Origin of the sequence: Lactiplantibacillus dongliensis (assembly GCF_005405105.1) — a bacterium.
Classification (GTDB): domain Bacteria; phylum Bacillota; class Bacilli; order Lactobacillales; family Lactobacillaceae; genus Lactiplantibacillus; species Lactiplantibacillus dongliensis.
Genome location: NZ_BJDK01000024.1, coordinates 37,428 through 53,942, shown reverse-complemented (window position 1 = coordinate 53,942; position 16,515 = coordinate 37,428). Strand labels below are relative to the sequence as shown.

General features: G+C 44.8%; 23 protein-coding genes. 13 read left to right on the top strand and 10 right to left on the bottom strand.

All coding sequences use genetic code 11. The features are described 5' to 3' along the window. Window positions 1-114: 114 nt before the first annotated feature. A complete protein-coding gene (locus FFM80_RS09990; RefSeq protein WP_137640657.1) occupies window positions 115-1,089 on the bottom strand; it encodes an asparaginase in 975 nt (324 codons plus the stop codon). A gap of 228 nt (window positions 1,090-1,317) precedes the next feature. Between FFM80_RS09990 and FFM80_RS09985 the strand changes: the two genes are divergently transcribed. From FFM80_RS09985 to FFM80_RS09955, 7 genes are all read left to right on the top strand, one after another. Next, window positions 1,318-1,716, top strand: coding sequence for a 3D domain-containing protein (locus tag FFM80_RS09985; RefSeq protein ID WP_137640654.1), 399 nt, complete (start codon window positions 1,318-1,320; stop codon window positions 1,714-1,716). 418 nt (window positions 1,717-2,134) lie between these two features. Continuing rightward, complete coding sequence (locus FFM80_RS09980) at window positions 2,135-2,893, top strand: ABC transporter ATP-binding protein (protein WP_137640653.1); 759 nt, start codon at window positions 2,135-2,137, stop codon at window positions 2,891-2,893. A gap of 14 nt (window positions 2,894-2,907) precedes the next feature. Beyond that, window positions 2,908-4,701 (top strand): FtsX-like permease family protein, encoded by a 1,794-nt coding sequence (locus FFM80_RS09975; protein WP_137640652.1) that lies wholly within the window; start codon window positions 2,908-2,910, stop codon window positions 4,699-4,701. 22 nt (window positions 4,702-4,723) lie between these two features. Further along, a complete protein-coding gene (locus FFM80_RS09970; protein ID WP_137640651.1) occupies window positions 4,724-5,002 on the top strand; it encodes a hypothetical protein in 279 nt (92 codons plus the stop codon). A 29-nt stretch (window positions 5,003-5,031) separates the two neighbouring features. Next, complete coding sequence (locus FFM80_RS09965; protein WP_137640650.1) at window positions 5,032-5,403, top strand: GntR family transcriptional regulator; 372 nt, start codon at window positions 5,032-5,034, stop codon at window positions 5,401-5,403. Next, the gene (locus FFM80_RS09960) at window positions 5,400-6,275 is read left to right on the top strand and encodes an ATP-binding cassette domain-containing protein (RefSeq protein WP_137640649.1); all 876 of its coding nucleotides are present in this window, start codon (window positions 5,400-5,402) and stop codon (window positions 6,273-6,275) included. Before FFM80_RS09965 ends, FFM80_RS09960 begins: the two co-directional genes overlap by 4 nt. Then, complete coding sequence (locus FFM80_RS09955) at window positions 6,265-7,065, top strand: ABC transporter permease (protein ID WP_137640648.1); 801 nt, start codon at window positions 6,265-6,267, stop codon at window positions 7,063-7,065. Before FFM80_RS09960 ends, FFM80_RS09955 begins: the two co-directional genes overlap by 11 nt. Window positions 7,066-7,110: 45 nt before the next feature. On the opposite strand, the gene FFM80_RS09950 is transcribed toward FFM80_RS09955, so the two are convergent. Next, window positions 7,111-7,581 carry a universal stress protein gene (locus tag FFM80_RS09950; protein ID WP_137640647.1) on the bottom strand — a complete coding sequence of 157 codons (471 nt, stop codon included), beginning with the start codon at window positions 7,579-7,581 and terminating at the stop codon, window positions 7,111-7,113. A gap of 195 nt (window positions 7,582-7,776) precedes the next feature. Here FFM80_RS09950 and FFM80_RS09945 point away from each other — a divergent pair, with 195 nt between their 5' ends. Both FFM80_RS09945 and FFM80_RS09940 read left to right on the top strand, forming a co-directional pair. Beyond that, on the top strand, window positions 7,777-8,016 hold the full coding sequence (locus FFM80_RS09945) for a hypothetical protein (RefSeq protein ID WP_137640646.1): 240 nt from the start codon (window positions 7,777-7,779) through the stop codon (window positions 8,014-8,016). 347 nt (window positions 8,017-8,363) lie between these two features. Continuing rightward, window positions 8,364-8,786, top strand: coding sequence for a GtrA family protein (locus FFM80_RS09940; RefSeq protein WP_137640645.1), 423 nt, complete (start codon window positions 8,364-8,366; stop codon window positions 8,784-8,786). 57 nt (window positions 8,787-8,843) lie between these two features. Here the strand turns inward: FFM80_RS09940 and FFM80_RS09935 are convergent, their stop codons facing one another. Continuing rightward, window positions 8,844-9,317, bottom strand: a complete 474-nt coding sequence (locus FFM80_RS09935) for a hypothetical protein (RefSeq protein WP_137640644.1) — start codon at window positions 9,315-9,317, stop codon at window positions 8,844-8,846. A gap of 181 nt (window positions 9,318-9,498) precedes the next feature. Here FFM80_RS09935 and FFM80_RS09930 point away from each other — a divergent pair, with 181 nt between their 5' ends. Both FFM80_RS09930 and FFM80_RS09925 read left to right on the top strand, forming a co-directional pair. Then, window positions 9,499-9,822, top strand: a complete 324-nt coding sequence (locus FFM80_RS09930) for a hypothetical protein (RefSeq protein ID WP_137640643.1) — start codon at window positions 9,499-9,501, stop codon at window positions 9,820-9,822. A gap of 197 nt (window positions 9,823-10,019) precedes the next feature. Continuing rightward, window positions 10,020-10,205, top strand: coding sequence for a hypothetical protein (locus tag FFM80_RS09925; protein ID WP_137640642.1), 186 nt, complete (start codon window positions 10,020-10,022; stop codon window positions 10,203-10,205). 86 nt (window positions 10,206-10,291) lie between these two features. On the opposite strand, the gene FFM80_RS09920 is transcribed toward FFM80_RS09925, so the two are convergent. The 4 genes from FFM80_RS09920 to FFM80_RS09905 form a co-directional block, all read right to left on the bottom strand. After that, window positions 10,292-10,663: an HIT family protein gene (locus FFM80_RS09920; RefSeq protein ID WP_137640641.1), complete on the bottom strand. Its 372-nt coding sequence runs from the start codon at window positions 10,661-10,663 to the stop codon at window positions 10,292-10,294. After that, window positions 10,660-11,484, bottom strand: a complete 825-nt coding sequence (locus FFM80_RS09915) for an SIR2 family NAD-dependent protein deacylase (protein WP_137640640.1) — start codon at window positions 11,482-11,484, stop codon at window positions 10,660-10,662. The genes FFM80_RS09920 and FFM80_RS09915 overlap by 4 nt, the downstream gene beginning before the upstream one ends. 1 nt (window position 11,485) lies before the next feature. Continuing rightward, window positions 11,486-11,875, bottom strand: a complete 390-nt coding sequence (locus tag FFM80_RS09910; RefSeq protein WP_137640639.1) for a hypothetical protein — start codon at window positions 11,873-11,875, stop codon at window positions 11,486-11,488. Window positions 11,876-11,950: 75 nt separating this feature from the next. After that, window positions 11,951-12,364, bottom strand: a complete 414-nt coding sequence (locus FFM80_RS09905; RefSeq protein WP_137640638.1) for an SIR2 family NAD-dependent protein deacylase — start codon at window positions 12,362-12,364, stop codon at window positions 11,951-11,953. A gap of 165 nt (window positions 12,365-12,529) precedes the next feature. Between FFM80_RS09905 and FFM80_RS09900 the strand changes: the two genes are divergently transcribed. Together FFM80_RS09900 and FFM80_RS09895 are read left to right on the top strand one after the other, a co-directional pair. Further along, window positions 12,530-12,961, top strand: a complete 432-nt coding sequence (locus FFM80_RS09900; protein WP_223877335.1) for an RrF2 family transcriptional regulator — start codon at window positions 12,530-12,532, stop codon at window positions 12,959-12,961. After that, window positions 12,958-13,284 (top strand): winged helix-turn-helix transcriptional regulator, encoded by a 327-nt coding sequence (locus FFM80_RS09895; RefSeq protein ID WP_137640636.1) that lies wholly within the window; start codon window positions 12,958-12,960, stop codon window positions 13,282-13,284. The genes FFM80_RS09900 and FFM80_RS09895 overlap by 4 nt, the downstream gene beginning before the upstream one ends. A gap of 103 nt (window positions 13,285-13,387) precedes the next feature. Here FFM80_RS09895 and FFM80_RS09890 read toward each other — a convergent pair whose 3' ends face one another. The 3 genes from FFM80_RS09890 to FFM80_RS09880 all read right to left on the bottom strand — a co-directional run bounded on the left by FFM80_RS09890 (window position 13,388) and on the right by FFM80_RS09880 (window position 16,468). After that, complete coding sequence (locus FFM80_RS09890) at window positions 13,388-14,584, bottom strand: MalY/PatB family protein (RefSeq protein ID WP_137640635.1); 1,197 nt, start codon at window positions 14,582-14,584, stop codon at window positions 13,388-13,390. Between the two features lie 346 nt (window positions 14,585-14,930). Next, window positions 14,931-15,437: an NUDIX hydrolase gene (locus tag FFM80_RS09885; protein ID WP_137640634.1), complete on the bottom strand. Its 507-nt coding sequence runs from the start codon at window positions 15,435-15,437 to the stop codon at window positions 14,931-14,933. A gap of 395 nt (window positions 15,438-15,832) precedes the next feature. After that, window positions 15,833-16,468: an LVIS_2131 family protein gene (locus FFM80_RS09880; RefSeq protein WP_137640633.1), complete on the bottom strand. Its 636-nt coding sequence runs from the start codon at window positions 16,466-16,468 to the stop codon at window positions 15,833-15,835. Window positions 16,469-16,515 lie beyond the last annotated feature (47 nt).

The following is a 16,515-nucleotide window of genomic DNA, read 5'->3' as shown; positions in this document are numbered from 1 at the left end:
ATACCGAAATCATGCCGTCAAGAAAATTGCATAACAATTTTAATTATTTGATTGTCTACTTGACACGGAGCCGCGCCTTGGCTCCTTTTATGATTGGTCCATTATGTTTACTAATTAAGAATTAGCAGTCCCGACAAAGCGGGCTAATTCATCGGCTGACATCCCAGCACTAACCCCGACTAATAGCTTAATTCGGGCTTTTTGGCCGTTCAAGCCTTGGCAGAAGATCACGCCCATTTGTTTCAATTGGACGCCGCCGCCTTCATAATCGTAGACATCTTGAGCGATCCCATTGAAGCACCGTGACACTAAAACTACGGGAATCCCCATATCTAGCAACGCCTGGACCGCTGGCAAAGTCACTGGCGGTAAGTTACCGGCCCCTAATGCTTCAATAACGACCCCATTGGTTGACGGTTGGGCGATAGCTGTCAATAGTTCTGGTCCCATCCCTGCGTAAGCCTTCACTAAGAAGACATTGTCAGCAACCGTTTGAATTGGGCAGACGGTCGAGCGTAACAAGGATTCAAAGAAGACGACGCCCTGTTTCGCCACTAAGCCGATTGGACCAAATGTCGGTGTCCGAAATGTGGCCACGTTAGTCGTGTGGGTCTTCGTCACATAACGGGCGGAGTGAATCTCATCGTTCATCACAACTAAGACGCCTTTGTCCGCGGCATCTGGGGTACTAGCCGTCTGGATTGCCGTTTCCAAGTTATGCAAGCCGTCCGAACCGATCTCATTAGCGGAACGCATCGCCCCAGTGACGACGACGGGTAATTCATTGGGCAAGGTCAGGTCTAAAAAGTACGCCGTTTCTTCCAATGTATCTGTTCCATGGGTGACCACGACGCCATCAATCCCTTCATGGGCGGCCTTAGCAATCCGTTGCTTCAAGGCTAACATTTGCACCGGGGTAATATGTGGTGACGGCAAGTTAAAAATATCTTCAGTGGTTAATTCAATTTCATCCGCAAAGGGATAGTTATAATCATCCAGTGGATTTTGAGCACCGGGCGCCATATTGCCAGCTTCGTCGGCGGACATCGCAATGGTCCCACCCGTATGCAACACTAAAATCTTTTTCAACATGCATTTCCTCCTATATTGAGCAACCTAACATCAGTAAGCTTCATTTTAGGGTACCGCCACGGTGATTGCAATCACTAAAACCACTTAATCATTAATTCACCGTAACCCCGTTGTAACATTTGTACAGAAATTGTTACCTGCCTGTCGTGGGTCTGCAACTTGTGCACGATATACTAGAAACAATTATTAATTCGGCATAACTTACTTTGGAGGAAATAACTTTTTATGAAATCACTCGTTAAAATCTTCGTTATCGCGTTCTTTGCAACGGTTGGCTGCATCACGGTCCAGAACTTTTCAAACCAACTCACCCCATCAGTCGCCGCGGCCAGTCGGTTAAAAAAGGGCAAGACCTACCATGTTAAAGCAACCGGTTATGACGCGGTACGCTTAGGCGGGCGGACGGCTTCTGGTTATTTCGTCAATAGTAAGAAGAAAAAAGTGATTGCGGTCGATCCACGCGTGATCAAGCTGGGGTCTAAAGTCAAGGTCAAGGGTTATGGGACGGCGATTGCTGCTGATACGGGCGGCCTAATCAAAGGTCGTCGCATTGACCTGAACATGAGTACCACCAAAGCCATTCGCTTTGGGTATCGGACCGTTAAAGTAACGGTCATTAAATAACAATTGTCAACAACGGCTAGGCCCCCCGCTTAGCCGCTGATCAATCTATTCCAATGGTGTTACCAATTAACTTGGTAGCACCGTTTTTTGTTTTCAGTCTTGCCCAGACATGTTGTCGCCCCCACGCAAAGACGCTTATCTAACTTGACTATCATGCTATAAAGTCCATGACTAAGCTTGCACACAGCTTAGTTACTTGCACTCAAAAACACCCCCACTAACTAACCACATTACCCACAAAAGCAGCCCCCAAAAATAAAATTATTAATCAGTAAAGTGCTTGATATCATTGACTTTACCACCTTAACCGCAGCCAAAATAAAACGGATAACATTGACAAAGTAGCTAGTCGCCTTTATAGTTAGTTACATAAGTAATTAACTAAATAACAAACGAAGCGTTAAAAGGAGAACTGATTATGCCTAACACACCAATTATGACGGTTGCCGATCTACACAAGACTTACGGGAAAGCCGGCAGCAAACAATATGAAGCCTTAAAGGGCATTGATTTCACAGTCAACGAAGGGGAATTCGTTGGCATCATGGGGGCCTCCGGTTCTGGGAAGACGACCTTGCTAAATATGTTAGCAACTTTGGACCAACCAACTAGCGGTGAGGTCACCATTCATCGACAACCGATTACCCATTTAAAAGGCAACCAATTAGCGGACTTCCGAGCAAAAGAAATCGGCTTTATCTTCCAAGATTTCAACTTACTCGAAACGATGACTGCTTACGAAAATATCGCCCTGCCGTTAACATTACAAAACGTGGCCATGAAACGAATCAAGCCCGCCGTAGAAAATGTGGCGCGTCAACTGGGCATCGCTGAATTCTTGACCAACTATCCAAATGAGCTTTCTGGTGGTCAAAAGCAACGGGTTGCCGCTGCACGCGCGCTCATTAACCAACCGGCCATGTTATTCGGTGATGAACCTACTGGGGCGCTAGATTCTAGTTCAGCCCGCGAATTACTCGACTTATTCAGTAAAATCAATCGCGAACAAGCCGTATCAATCTTGCTAGTTACCCACGATCCCTTTTCAGCCAGTTACTGCCAACGTATCTTATTCATTAAAGACGGCCGGATCGGGCAAGAATTAAAACGTGGTGACTTGCCGCGTAAAGACTTTTATCAACAAATTCTTGACACTTTAGGGACATTTGAACAATAGAAAGGAGCCCTTCCATGTTAACTAAACTTGCCATGACCGGCTTCAAGAACCGCTGGCGCGACTACTTAGTCCTTTTTTCCGGCTTAATCATGTCCAGCGCCATCTTCTATATGTTCGAAGCCCTAGCCACTAATCAAAGCTTTTTAAAAGAAAATACCGGCATCGGCTTAGTCGGCATTATTTTTCAATTTGGTTCCGTACTACTAACCATCATCACCTTAGTCTACATCGGCTATGCCAATTCATTCTTACTCAGCATGCGCAAACGCGATTATGGCCTCTTCATGCTTGTTGGCGCACGTAAGGGTAAGATTGGCCAATTAATTTGGCTCGAAACCCTACTTGTGGGAATTGTGGCCACCTTAGCCGGCATTTTGTTTGGGACCCTCTTGACGATGGGCATTAGCCAGTTGTTGATTAGCAGTCTCGGGCTAACCTTGCACCACTTGGCCGCCTGGTACTTCCCAGCAGCTTTAAAGACCTTGCTTCTATATGTAGGCTTATTCTTACTTGCTGGCCTCTTTAACTTAATCGCGCTAACCAAGACTCCCGCCTTAAAGTTGCTTCACAGTAACGACCAGCCGAACCGGCCACAACTCAAGCCGGTGTGGCAAGGGATTCAAATTATTGGCGGCACTTTACTTATCGCGGTTGGCTACTGGTCTATGGCGAACTTAGATAAGTTACAAATGCTCGGGATTGCAATAGCGTTAGTCACGATCGTTATGGGAACTTACTTCCTCTTCAACGCCATCTTTGTCGGTTTGATCGTTTGGCTGAAACACTTTGCCATTGCTCATCGTGGCTTGAATAACTTTACGTTGTCACAATTGAGCTTCCGGATTCATAACTATACGAAGATTCTCTCAATCGTGGCGTTGTTATTTGCCTTAGCTTTAGGGGCCATCACAACGGGGATGGGCTTCCATCGTCAAGTGCCAATGATGGCTAATGCCAGCAACGCCTATGATCTCGCTTTGGTCAATCCAACTAAGACTGAACAAAACCAGATCAAGGCTTTAAAACCTAAGACTCAAACCAATTACCACTTTAAAGTGGCTAAAAAAGCCGTCTATTACCAAGCTAGTGAATTCAATACACACCCATTTACTACCTTAAATATGCACGGGAAGAACCAGTTGGCCTTTAAAGCGGTCACTAACTCGGCTAAACAATTGCAAAAGAGTCAATACAGCTATCAATTAGGCCAATTGCAGACCAATGGCAATCAAATGAAAGCTGCCGTCTTCTTAACGCCTAGTGCGTATCAAAAACTAGCGCAACCTGAAAAAACATTAACAGTCTTTGCAACCAAAGACGTCACCGCCAACTTACCAGCCATCAAACGCTTGGTGAAAACGGCTGCTAAACACGACGCCAGCTACAAAGTCGCCACTAATTTAGGCGGTCGTTACGGCGCTTACTTGCAAATCAACAGTATGTATTCCGGCTTGCAATTTATGGGCTTCTTCTTAGGCGTGGCTTTCCTTGCAATGTTAGCCAGCTGCTTAATGTTCAAGATTTTGTCCGGTGCCGCCGCTGACCAGCATCGTTACCAGATGCTCGACAAGCTGGGCACAACGCAGCGACAACTGACCGGTGCGATTCGCAAAGAAATCGCCGTCTTGTTTATCTTGCCAGGTATTGTCGGCGTCATTCATGTGTTGTTCGGCTTACAAATGTTTAAGTTTTTAATGGTCACCTCACCTTATACCGGCATCTGGTTACCATTCCTCATTTTTGCTGGTCTGTATTTAATTTACTATCTGATTACCGTCAAGATCTATCAACGAATCGTCTTGCAATAACCTTTTGGAGGAGGGATGAATCATGGTATACTTTGGATTAGTCGCGTTATTAATCGTTATTACCCCGCTGCATCGCTATGGTTTAGCGAATCGGCATGCATTTTGGCTGGGGAGCCTGATGCCGTTGCTTTGGCTAGGCGCTAATGGGCTATTAGCCAGTTTGACCGTTTTTGAACACCAAGACAGCTTATTAGCCGTCTTAGGGTTGTTACTCTTACTATCAAGCTGGGTCGCCGCCCGCATCGATCGCGCCGAACGGCAATTAACCAACCCGCACCACCACAAGCTGGCAGCTAAATAACGGTTATCCCACTGCAATGAGGTGAAAATATGCAGTTCAATTTTAATAGTACCGAACCGATTTACTTGCAAGTTGCCGATCAAATCGAAGAAGCCATCTTCGCCCAAAGCTTTGCGGAAGGTGAACAGGTCCCTTCGACGACCGAAATTTCTAAAGAATTCCATATTAATCCCGCCACCGTTTTAAAGGGCATGAACATTCTCGTCGATGCCCAGTTGATTGAAAAGCGGCGCGGGGTAGGCATGTTCGTCGTCCCTGGCGCTCAAGCCAAAATCGTTGAAAAACGACGCAATCAATTTTATGACGACTACGTGAAGAACCTAGTCAGTGAGGCCCGCAAGCTTCACATTACGAAACAAGAATTAGCACAATTAATCGAACGGGGGTTTACCACACAATGAGTATTCAACTGCAAGCCATCACTCAGCAGTTCCACGGGCAGTCAGTCCTTGATAACCTTAACCTGACTATCGAACCGAAAAAGATTTATGGGCTCTTAGGCCGCAACGGTGCGGGTAAGAGTACGTTGCTGAACATTATCAGCGATCGGCTCTTCCCGACTAGCGGCACCGCGACACTCGACGGTGAAACGTTGCACGACAATGACCACACCTTGGGCCGACTATACTTGATGAGTGAAGTGAACATGTATAATGACCGCAGTCGTTTAAAAAGATTGCTTAACAGTACGGCTTTATTCTATGGTGCCTTTGACCGTGACTATGCCACCCAATTAGCCGCTAAATTCGACCTGAATTTGAATCAGCGTTTTGGTAAGCTGTCAACCGGCTATCGCACCATCTTTAAGCTGATCGTTGCCTTGTGCGTCCCCGCCGATTATATCTTTTTAGATGAACCCGTCTTAGGTTTGGATGCCAATCATCGTGAGCTTTTCTATCAAGCATTAATTGATAGCTATACGGAACGGCCCCGAACCTTTGTGATTTCAACCCACTTAATCGAAGAAATCGCCAACTTGATCGAACACGTCTTTATCTTGGATCAACACCAAATTATTGTGAATGGTAGTGTCAGTGATATTTTAGACCGGGCCTACATGATTACGGGTCCCGATACCGATGTGACCGGCTATACAGCTGGTCTGAATGTCATCGGTCAAGATCATCTTGGCGGGATTACGGCGAACTATGTCTATGGGGCTTTGGAAGATGACCGTCCGATTCCTGACACGGTTACGATCGAACGCCTCGACTTACAGAAGCTCTTCGTCAACTTAACTAATGCTAAGGAGGCCACAACCCATGTCAACTAAACGCTGGGCGGTAACCCGCTATATCTTGATGGAGCAACTTCAATTATTATGGCGGGCCTATGCCATTATCTTAATCGCTTTTGTGGTCCTACCTTTATTATTTGCTATTTTGACTGGTAATTTAGGGCACTATTCATTCACCAGTACGTTAACGGACCTCGGTATCGGGGTCGCCTTTGGCTTCTTTATTTCAATCACGATGTCTTTGACTTATGACAACTTCAAATTGTTGATTCAAAACGGCATCTCGCGTAAGACTTATTGGCAAGCCCGAGTCATCAGTCTGATTGGCTTGAGCTTTGGCATGGAAATCATTGCGACCCTATACAACTTCCTAGTCACCGCACCGGCTCGTGGTCACAGCGGTCAAGCTTTTCTCGGCTCAACCCTTTACAGCTTATACGACCACTTTCTCGGTTCAAACTTATTCGTCAACATTTTAGGCTATATGGTCTTTAACTGGCTCTTCTTCATTGGGCTTGGCTTAACCGGAATGGCAGTTGGCAGTATTTTCAGCTTATTAACCAAGTTTACTCGTAATATTGCGCTTATCGCGATCCCAGTCTTAGGCTTTTTCTTGCTGGTCTTTCTTTCCAATTCATCGCTTAACCAACACAGCTATAATTTAGATGGGCTCGTCAATTTTCTGAAGTTCTTAATGGGCTACCACGCTAATGCGCAGCCGGGCTACTTTAACCCAACCGTGCCGATGCTCACCATGATTATTGGTTGTGTCATCATGGGGGGAATTGCCTACTACTTTAATCAGAAACTCAAGCTTAAAAAATAGCCTTAAAAAAAGTTCTGGCCACCAATGGTCAGAACTTTTTTAAGGCTATTTTGCTAATTGCGTATTATTTAAATCAGTTTTAACAACAATAACATCGGTTAAGGCATTGCGTTGAACATAAGTCGTAACGGAGCCTTCTAAGACCCGTTCCATCGCATTCAATCCGGTAGCCCCCATCATGATTAAGTCATTGTGATGATCGCGAATAAAGTCTTGCGAAATGATGGGTTTAGGACTCCCCATCCGGATATGGAATTCAACATCATCAAAGCCATCTTTTTTTATCTGGTCAACCGTTTTTTGTAAATAGGCTTCTGAGTCTTGAACGAGTTGATACGTAATATCACCATCAGCTAAACCGGCTAAATTGTAACCGAACTGACCGGGATCGATCACTGATAAAACGTCAATATGGGCTTGGTTACGCTTGGCAACTTCAACCGCCTTGTTCAACGCGGTCTCCGCCTGCTTGGAACCATCCATGGGAACTAAAATATTCGTATATTCTTGTAACATGTGCGCCACACCCTTTCAATCTACTATCTTTATTTTAACATTTATCGTTCATGAATGCGTTCTCAAATGTTAGATTTGCTAGTTACCAACAGTTAAGTGGCCGAACCACCGCTTTTACACAACATTTACACAAACAAAGTGGTTAATTTACATCTAACGGCTACAATGGGGGTATTCCATGAGGAGGCGGTTCCCATGTTAGCAACGCTTAAAGTACCCAACGGCGTTATTGTTAGTCAAACCATCGTTATTAATGGTGAAGTCACCTATCAAATCATTCTGGCATTAAAACGGCATCGCACACGGCCATTCAGCGTTAAGGTTCAAGCCTTAACCACGCTCGGCCACACGACCGTTGCCGTCGAACACTTTACTGAATTAAGTGATGCCCAAGCCACTTTTGAAGCTTATTTCAACGATTTAGCCGAAAAGTAATCATTCGCTGCTTTTATCCCACTCAAATTGTGCTAGGATTAAAATATTAATAAAGACGGTTAGTGCTAGTTGGCAGCCAGCTTGGAACCAGGCTCGTTCACCTAGCCATTCTAAATTATGATTAACAAGTACCTCATAAATTAGGCCTAGACTAACGCCGGGCGGGTCAGCATTGGCTCAGTGGTGTCGTTTATCTTGGTCGGTGGTTTTCCGACTTAGATAAAGCCCGGCTTGTGAGACCGCTTTGTGGCTCACAAACGTGGCCACCACGTTCCAGCCGATGCTGGCCCAACCAGAGTGGCTACCAACGGCAAACTAACCGTGACTAAATGAGTTGGGGTAACGACATGATAAAATTAATCACACAGCTGTGGCAACGCTATCGCAGCGTTTTAGCCTATCTAATTTTTGGTGGTCTGACGACCGTCGTAAACTTTGTGGTTTTCTGGTTATTTAATGATCTCATCCAATGGCCCTATTGGCTCAGCAACGTCATTGCCTGGCTATTATCCGTTCTATTCGCCTATATCACGAATAAACTGTGGGTCTTTGACGCTAAGACACCGACCTTAAGCAGTCTCATCAGAGAAGCTGGTTCATTTTTCGGCTTTCGCTTATTAAGCTTAGGGGTCGATGAAGCCATTATGGTCATTGGGATTTCCGTCTTACATGGTAATCCCTTACTAGTTAAGTTAATCGATCAAGTCGTCATTGTGGTCATTAATTGGTTCTTTAGTAAGCTATTCATTTTCAAAAAACAAACTGAATAAAAATAAAGGTCTGCGGTTTAGCGTAGACCTTTTTGTATGCCCTGAGTAACGTGAACACTAGCCGAGCTTCTTATTTTCAGTATGTAGCATCTCTAACGTCTGTAAGACTTCATCAATGTTAATACTATCCCAGTTATAAAAGTTGAATTGGCGCCCGCCTTTCATTTGAATCAGCAAATGCCGCGCCGTCGTTTCATAACCATTCCGAAGTTCATTTTGAGTCGTTGACATCTCATAATACTGAATTTGCGCCAGATTAACGACGATTTCGCCAATCCGCACAAACCGGGGTCCCCCTGGAGTATTCGCAACCGGAACGACCATCCGAGTCCCATCGTGATGATGCCGCTTGATTTTTATCGCCGTTAACCCAGCTGCGGTTAGTTCGGGCGTGAAGTAAAATTCTTCGCCTAATTGCACTGGCCCAACTGGTGGTGCCGCCGATAACGCAAACTTAAAATGCCGTCCATGAAAATCGGTTAAGATGCCTTGATTCAGGCTAATATTTATTTTTGTGACATGACCAATCATCCTAATCTCCTCCCTTCACCGATTACCGATAATCTACCACGATTCTTGATCAAGTTCTCACGATTTCCCTGAATTCACATGCTTTTGAGCAGCTTGTTAATAATGATTGTTTCGGCGAACTAACCAATCACCTAATTGTGCTACACTAAGACTTAACAAAACCTAATCTGGAGGGATTTTAATGGCATTTTCCGCTAAAGAAAGCGATTACTTGATCGAACTATTAACGACCCACTTATTCACACTACTCAGTCGAGTCACGCGCTGGCAGACTCATAGTCTGTCTCAAGCTCAATATGATCGTCAAGTCGGTGAGACTTTGACGCCTAATGTGAAAATGTTACAAAGTTTATTGGCCAAATTAACCGCCACAGCTGGTGATCAAGAACAGTTAGCGGCTTTAAAAGCTGGTCTCACAAAATTAGCTGCAGCCCAAACTTATCAACTCACGCCTGAACAATTGGCCATGGCTAATGAACGACGGTTAAGTCGGCATCGCCGGTAGGTCTTACTTTTGCCAGCACCAAACAACCATCCGAAAAAACACCGGATCATTGTTTGGCCAGTCAATGCTCACGGTCAACCCGCTGGTCCTCACACTCTTAACAAAAAATTCAAATTTCAATCACGAGATAGCAATTTTTACTCGTTACAATAGACTTATAAACTTAAAACCTATCGACATGAAAGAAGGAGGGTCCCATGTTTTTACTAGTCTATTGTGCGCTCGCAATCGCGGTTTTCTTTTGGATCTTTGGTTTCACGAAAGCGGCAATCATCGTTGGCCTACTGACGCTGGTGCTAATGGGGTACTCCTTCATTCGCCGTCAACTTGCCCGTAAACGCTCGTTAAAAAACAACGCCACGACCACTAAAAGTCGTGGCTAATCACTAATTTCAAAAAGCGCGATGCCCCTAAAAGTAAACGGTGCATCGCGCTTTTTGAATAGTCCTCCACTCACTTAGAACAAAGCTTAACCTGGCAGTCCAGCTGGTAACTGCCGCTGGATTGGCTGATTCGTGCTTAGCTGGTCATGCCGATAACGCGGAATGACATGTAAATGAGTATGCATAATGGCTTGACCACCGGCACGTCCGATATTCACATCTAAATTATAACCAGCTGGATGATAATTGGCATCAATGATGGCCTTTACTTTTGGCAGTAAAGCTAACATGCCCACTTGCACCTCAAGTGACGTTTTAAAAAAAGTCGCAGTATGTTGCTTCGTCACAATCAGTGCGTGCCCGGGTGTCACTGGATGGGTATCATATAACATCCCCGCCACGTCATTTTCAACAACGTAGTGCTGATTAGCTGGCTGGCAGAAGACACAGGCTGTCATTTTGATAACCGATTCAAACTAGCCAAACTCGTCTTAATATCACCAGTCAGGCCACAATCAGCACTCGGCAATAATGTCATATTCAAAGATAGTCGCGTAACATGCGCTAGGCCACGTTGCAACTGGCCAAATAGTGATTGAATAACGGGGTGGTGTGGTCCGACGCCAACTTCTAATAAGACAACCCGTCGTTGCTGATACGTTTGAATAAAGTTTTGTAAAGCTTGCTGCTGACGCTCAAAATTGGCATCATGGACAACCTGCCCAACTGCGGGCACTAACAGTGCGCCATCACTAGGGTCATGGGGCAAGTCTGCTGCTGACAGCTCACCGCTTTGCAGCTGTGTCGCCATAGCTCGAATGGCCGTTTCAGCTGGCCACGCTTGGGGACCTTGTAAATCAGCGCGCTGCAACCGCTGATAATTGCCTTCAACTTCAAAAATTATTGATGACGCAAACCCGCCTTTTTCCAAATGATCATCCACCAACGTCGTCAACACAAAGTGTGGTTTTGCTTGAACTAATTGATATAACGCCTGACTAACCGGCACTTCAGTCACTGAAAACGTACTAGCCATCGCCACCGCCGTTTGGAAAGACCAGTAATCAGTGGCCGTTTTAAAATGATAATTAGCCCCTTCCAAAACGGTTTTAAACCCATAGCGTTGACTAAAAGCGCCTAGTTTTGCTTGAAACCACGCCCCAGGTCGATAATAATCGTAGCCCTCCGCGACCGATAACCCATTACTGACACCAATTAACACCGCGTCAGCTTGATCCAGACTCAACTTAAATTGCTGTTGTGTTGTCAAAGTTGGCATCTTAACGGCCTCCTTGTGCTTGCACCAAGTCGTCTAAAACCACCTTGATATCAGCATTAAAAATCAAACTCTTCGTTTTAATGGGTGCCGGGACATTGGTATTTTTCAGTGCAATACTAACCAATTCAGCATGTGGCCACGCATTCACCATTTCCCAGAAGGGATACTTAATAATATTAGGTGTCATTTGACCCACACCTAACTCTAAAAACAAGACCTTTTGATTTTGATGCGCATTTAAGAAATCACTGTACTTCTTTAATTCCTGACTCCAAAAAGTCCCTTCAATGAATTGTGGCGACCGGAACCATGGTGATAACGGTGCCCCACAGATTCGACAACGTGGCCAATCAGCCTGTGGCAGCCGAGTCCCTTGCGTGTTAGCAGCCATTTGTTCAATAATTTCATCTGCTGGAATAACGCGATCGTGCTGACCAGTTGAGCACTGAAAATAACCATCATCACCTTACGGATGTGCAATTTGACTGGCTGGATAGATCTTATTAAATTGCCGATCCTGATTGGTCGTCCAAACAAAGACTGATTTGTTAGCCAGTAACGTCTTTAAGTCCTGGTAAGTGTCGCCAATCGGCAAGTGCTTAACCCAATAAAAGAAATGCGCCATAAACCCCCAGCGTTCTTCTGGATCTTGCCAATCACGATAGGTCCCATCAAAAATACCATTAATTTGATATTTATCATACCAAGGCGAAAATTCTTTTTGAAAATTCGCATTGGCTGAATAGTAATCCCACCCATTGGCCGTCGACATGCCAGAAGCGCCACCAACAATGACGGCATCCGCCGCCGCAATCTCATCCAAAGTAACTTGCAGTGCTTGTTCATAGGTTCTTTGTTCCTCATCCGTTGCTAATTTCATTAAGTAACCTCCTAAAAAATTATCTGGTTGTTAATATAAACTAAACAGCAAGTGCTGACAAGAACGCACTTTAAAGATACTTACTTTCCTAAAAGATACTGCCTTTCAAAAAATACCTGTTTGGTTTAAAATAACAGCAACAACTATTTTTAAGGAGCCTTAATTTTGAAATACTCAACTAAACTAAGCGATGCCATCCACGTGCTAACGTTTATCGCACTCGGCGGCAATGGCAACCATGATCTTTCCAGCACGGCCATTGCCCATAGTCTGAACAAAAATGCGTCACAAGTCCGCCAATTAATGAGCCAACTCAAACGGGCTGACTTGTTAAGTAGTACGACTGGCCACCCGCAGCCACAACTTACTAGACCAACCACTGACATTTCGCTTTGCAACATCTATGAAGCGGTCGATGCACGGCCATTGCTACATTTAAATATGGACACCGCCAGTGATTGTCAAGTTGGCCAAGCGATGCCCATCGTCTTAGATGCCTACTATCAGCAAGTCCAACAAGCTGCCCAGCAAACTTTAAAGGCCATCACCTTGGCAGATGTGATGGCCCAAGTCCAAAAAGTTGAAGCCCAATCATGAGCACTTCTAAATTCAAAGACAACGACCGTACCTCGTTTGGCTACACCCTGGGTCTCATTAGTGGTAAATGGAAACTGCTGATTATCTTTTATTTACATCATCAACAGACACTACGCTATGGCGAGCTCCATCGACTGCTTGGCCATATCACGCATAAAACGCTGAGCCACACACTAAAAGAACTTGAAGTCGATGGCTTAATCTTACGCACCCAGTATCCTGAAATACCGTTACGGGTCGAATACCAGCTAACTGCCAATGGTGAAAGCCTGTTTCCAATTATTCAGTCGATGTGTCAGTGGGGTGACACGCACCGACCTTAGCTAACCCAACTTGTCTTGCGAGAACATTTTTACACCAAAAAAGCCCGCCGTAGCGGACTTCATCATCATTAACTTTAACCATCGAACTGCCTGACCAGTTAGCTTACTTAGCCAACTGTGCTAAACATGCTGTAATATTAGCGACAGCTTGGTGCACATACTTCGGATCAGTCGCCAAGTTCAAGCGAACAAAACCTTGGTCATTGGCACTGAACCATTCACCAAAGTCCACCGCCAACCCACATTTGTCGACAATGAATTCGCGGGTATATTCTGGTTTAACGTATGGTCGAATATCTAGCCAAGTCAAGTAGGTCCCTTGAAGCTCCGCAATCACAATCTTCGGTGCTTTTTGTGCTAAAGTCGTCTTTAAATACTGATAGTTACTTCGAACAATCGCCAAGATGTGATCTAACCAGTCGGCCCCGTCTGTGTAGGCGGCTTGGCCCGCCGTTTGACCTAAGACGTTGGTCTCCGTTTGGTTAACCGTCGTCATATAAGCATCATACTGTTGCCGCAACTTGGGATTAGGAATAATCACATGTGAATTCAACAGGGCTGCCATATTAAAGGTCTTGGATGGCGCATTCACAACAATCACATTATCCTCAAACCGCCGATTGGCAACGGTCAAGGCTGACCTGAACGGATGATTTTGTGGATCGATTTCTAGATCTTGATGAATCTCATCAGAAACTACTAAGACGCCATATTGCTCACATAGCGCCAATAACCGGGTTTCTTCGGCTTCCGTCCAGATACGGCCGACCGGATTATGCGGTGAACATTGGATAAATAAGCGAACTTCATGGGCTTTAATCTGGCGTTCCACATCATCAAAGTCAATCGTGTAGTGACCCTGATCATTGTGTAGTTCCGATGTCACTAATTGCCGATGATTGTCTTTGACCGCATCAAAAAATGGGTAGTAGACCGGCGTTAAGATCAAGACGGCATCTCCAGGTCGGGTATACGTATTCACTAACGCATACAACGAGTTCACTACCCCGGTTCCAAAGCGAATCCAGTCTTTTTCCAAGTGCAATTGGTGCCGCTGTTGCTCCCAATTAAAAAAGGCTTGATAGTAGCTATCAGGTGTATAGGAATAGCCATAAATGCCATGCGCAATTCGAGCATTTAGGGCAGTCGTAACGGCTTCCGGCACTTTAAATTCCATATCTGCAACCCACATCGCAATTAAATCCGGATTACCATATCGTTCATCTAAAGCGTCCCATTTGAGCGAGTTCGTGTGCTGCCGATTTGTAGCGTACTTTTTAATAAATGCTGCTTGATCCATGCTAAAAACCCCTTCCAACTTTAACGTTCAATCACAAAAAAACTCCGTCCTTAATTCTCATAAGGACGAAGTTTAATCACTCCGAGGTGCCACCTAAGTTCACAGCTCATGCTGCCTCTTGCGTTCACCATACTGCATAAACGACATCAGGATAACGGCGACTAATCCGAATCAACAGCACCAACACACCATTAATTAAACTCCGAGTTCATCTTCACTAAGCCGCAATCATCAATTTTCACCAACCATTGACTCGCTGTCATCACAACTTTGCTACTCTTCTCATCAACGTATCATTTTTTAAGCTGTTTCTAACTTACAACGTTACTTTTAAATTGTCAACCCGCTAAGCTTCACTGAATTGTGGCGTACTTGGAATGGCATATTGCGAAATCCGTTGATCGGCAATCGGGAACGCCCCCGTTTCCAAATAACGTTTAGCCTGCATCACCAAGGGTGAACTGTTGGCCCAGTTCAACTGACTCAACGGTACCCGGGCGGCCCCGGCCGAAACAGCATCCGTAAAGGCTGGCCGTTCACTAAGGAGCTGGCCGCCAACCGGTTGTAACACATAAAAAGTACTGATCATTGCCCAGCGTGGCTGATCAGCTTCGACCGCTGGAAAAGTAAAACGAATAGTGCCGAGTTGTTTTTCAATCGTTGTTTGTAAGCCGGTCTCAATGGCAGTGATCCTGGCCACCGTCTCGCTAAGCGTGGTATCTGTCGTGACCGGTGCCGTTGCCAAATCATAGCGATTGGTGAAAGGGCCCGTCAGACATTTGTTCACGATTAAGGTGGTTTCATCGCCAATGATGCCACACACCAATAGTGGATTAACTTGTTCGACTATCATCGGTTCGCTTCCTTCATTATTTTTCGATTAGTTGCTTGCTTTCAGATATCTTAACGACATTTGGGACTAGTTAACACTACCGCCGGCCGGGTGTTATTTGTCTAGGTCGGTGCTTTCACTTGCCTAGATTTCCCCTGCAAGACCATATTATTGTAGGTCACGGTGTCCCGGCCGATACTGGACCAACTAGCGTGATCCGTTACAGCCAGCTAACCCCAAAGCTATTTTAACTAGATAAATAATGTGTAAATATCCAAAAATTTGTAACTACTTAATTCTACTCCTTTATACGGTGAACTAAAACTAAAAACAACATTCTGATATAAACATTTAATAACTTTTAGCATTTATGACCAAAAAGGAACAATCCAAGACGGATTGTTCCTTTGACTAGGCTATTCAGCTTGTAAATCAGTTGTGTTAATAAACGATTGTGCTGGGACTCGAATCAGCCAACGCGTCATTGCTTGATGCCCCACGTGGACACCTAACCCATTCCAAAAACTAGGCTTATACGTCGCCGTCATCTTAGCAACATAAGCTTTTTCATGTTGCTTATCTTGTTTTAATAAGGCGTGTTGCTGCCACGGAATCCCCGCATCGGCAACTTTAACTTGATTCAAGTTAGTCACCACCGTGGCTTTATTACTTGAAACCGTATATTTAGCACCTTTGACCCAGTAGTTATAAATATGCACCGGCTTGTTAGCACTCCCACGGTCAACGGCCACATAAGTTGACCCATTGCTGCCAACTTGCATAACTAACGGTTCATAGTCGTAACTGACACTGACATCGTTCTTCGCTAGACTGACCCGATGATTAAACGTGACAAAAAACATGCCAGCAACTAATCCCAAACTCACAATTAATTCACCAATCGTGATAAATAAACTTGGCCATTCAAAGGTATGTTTCCGTTCGACAATCATCTTAATGCGACGCACGCGAATATTATGAAATACCCACACGAACAATACCAGTACAACGATCCAAGCAATGATTCCAATCCAGTTCCATGCAGAAGTCATCAATTGCCAACCCTTTCCCATTTTCCTTGTTATTATTCTCTAATTGT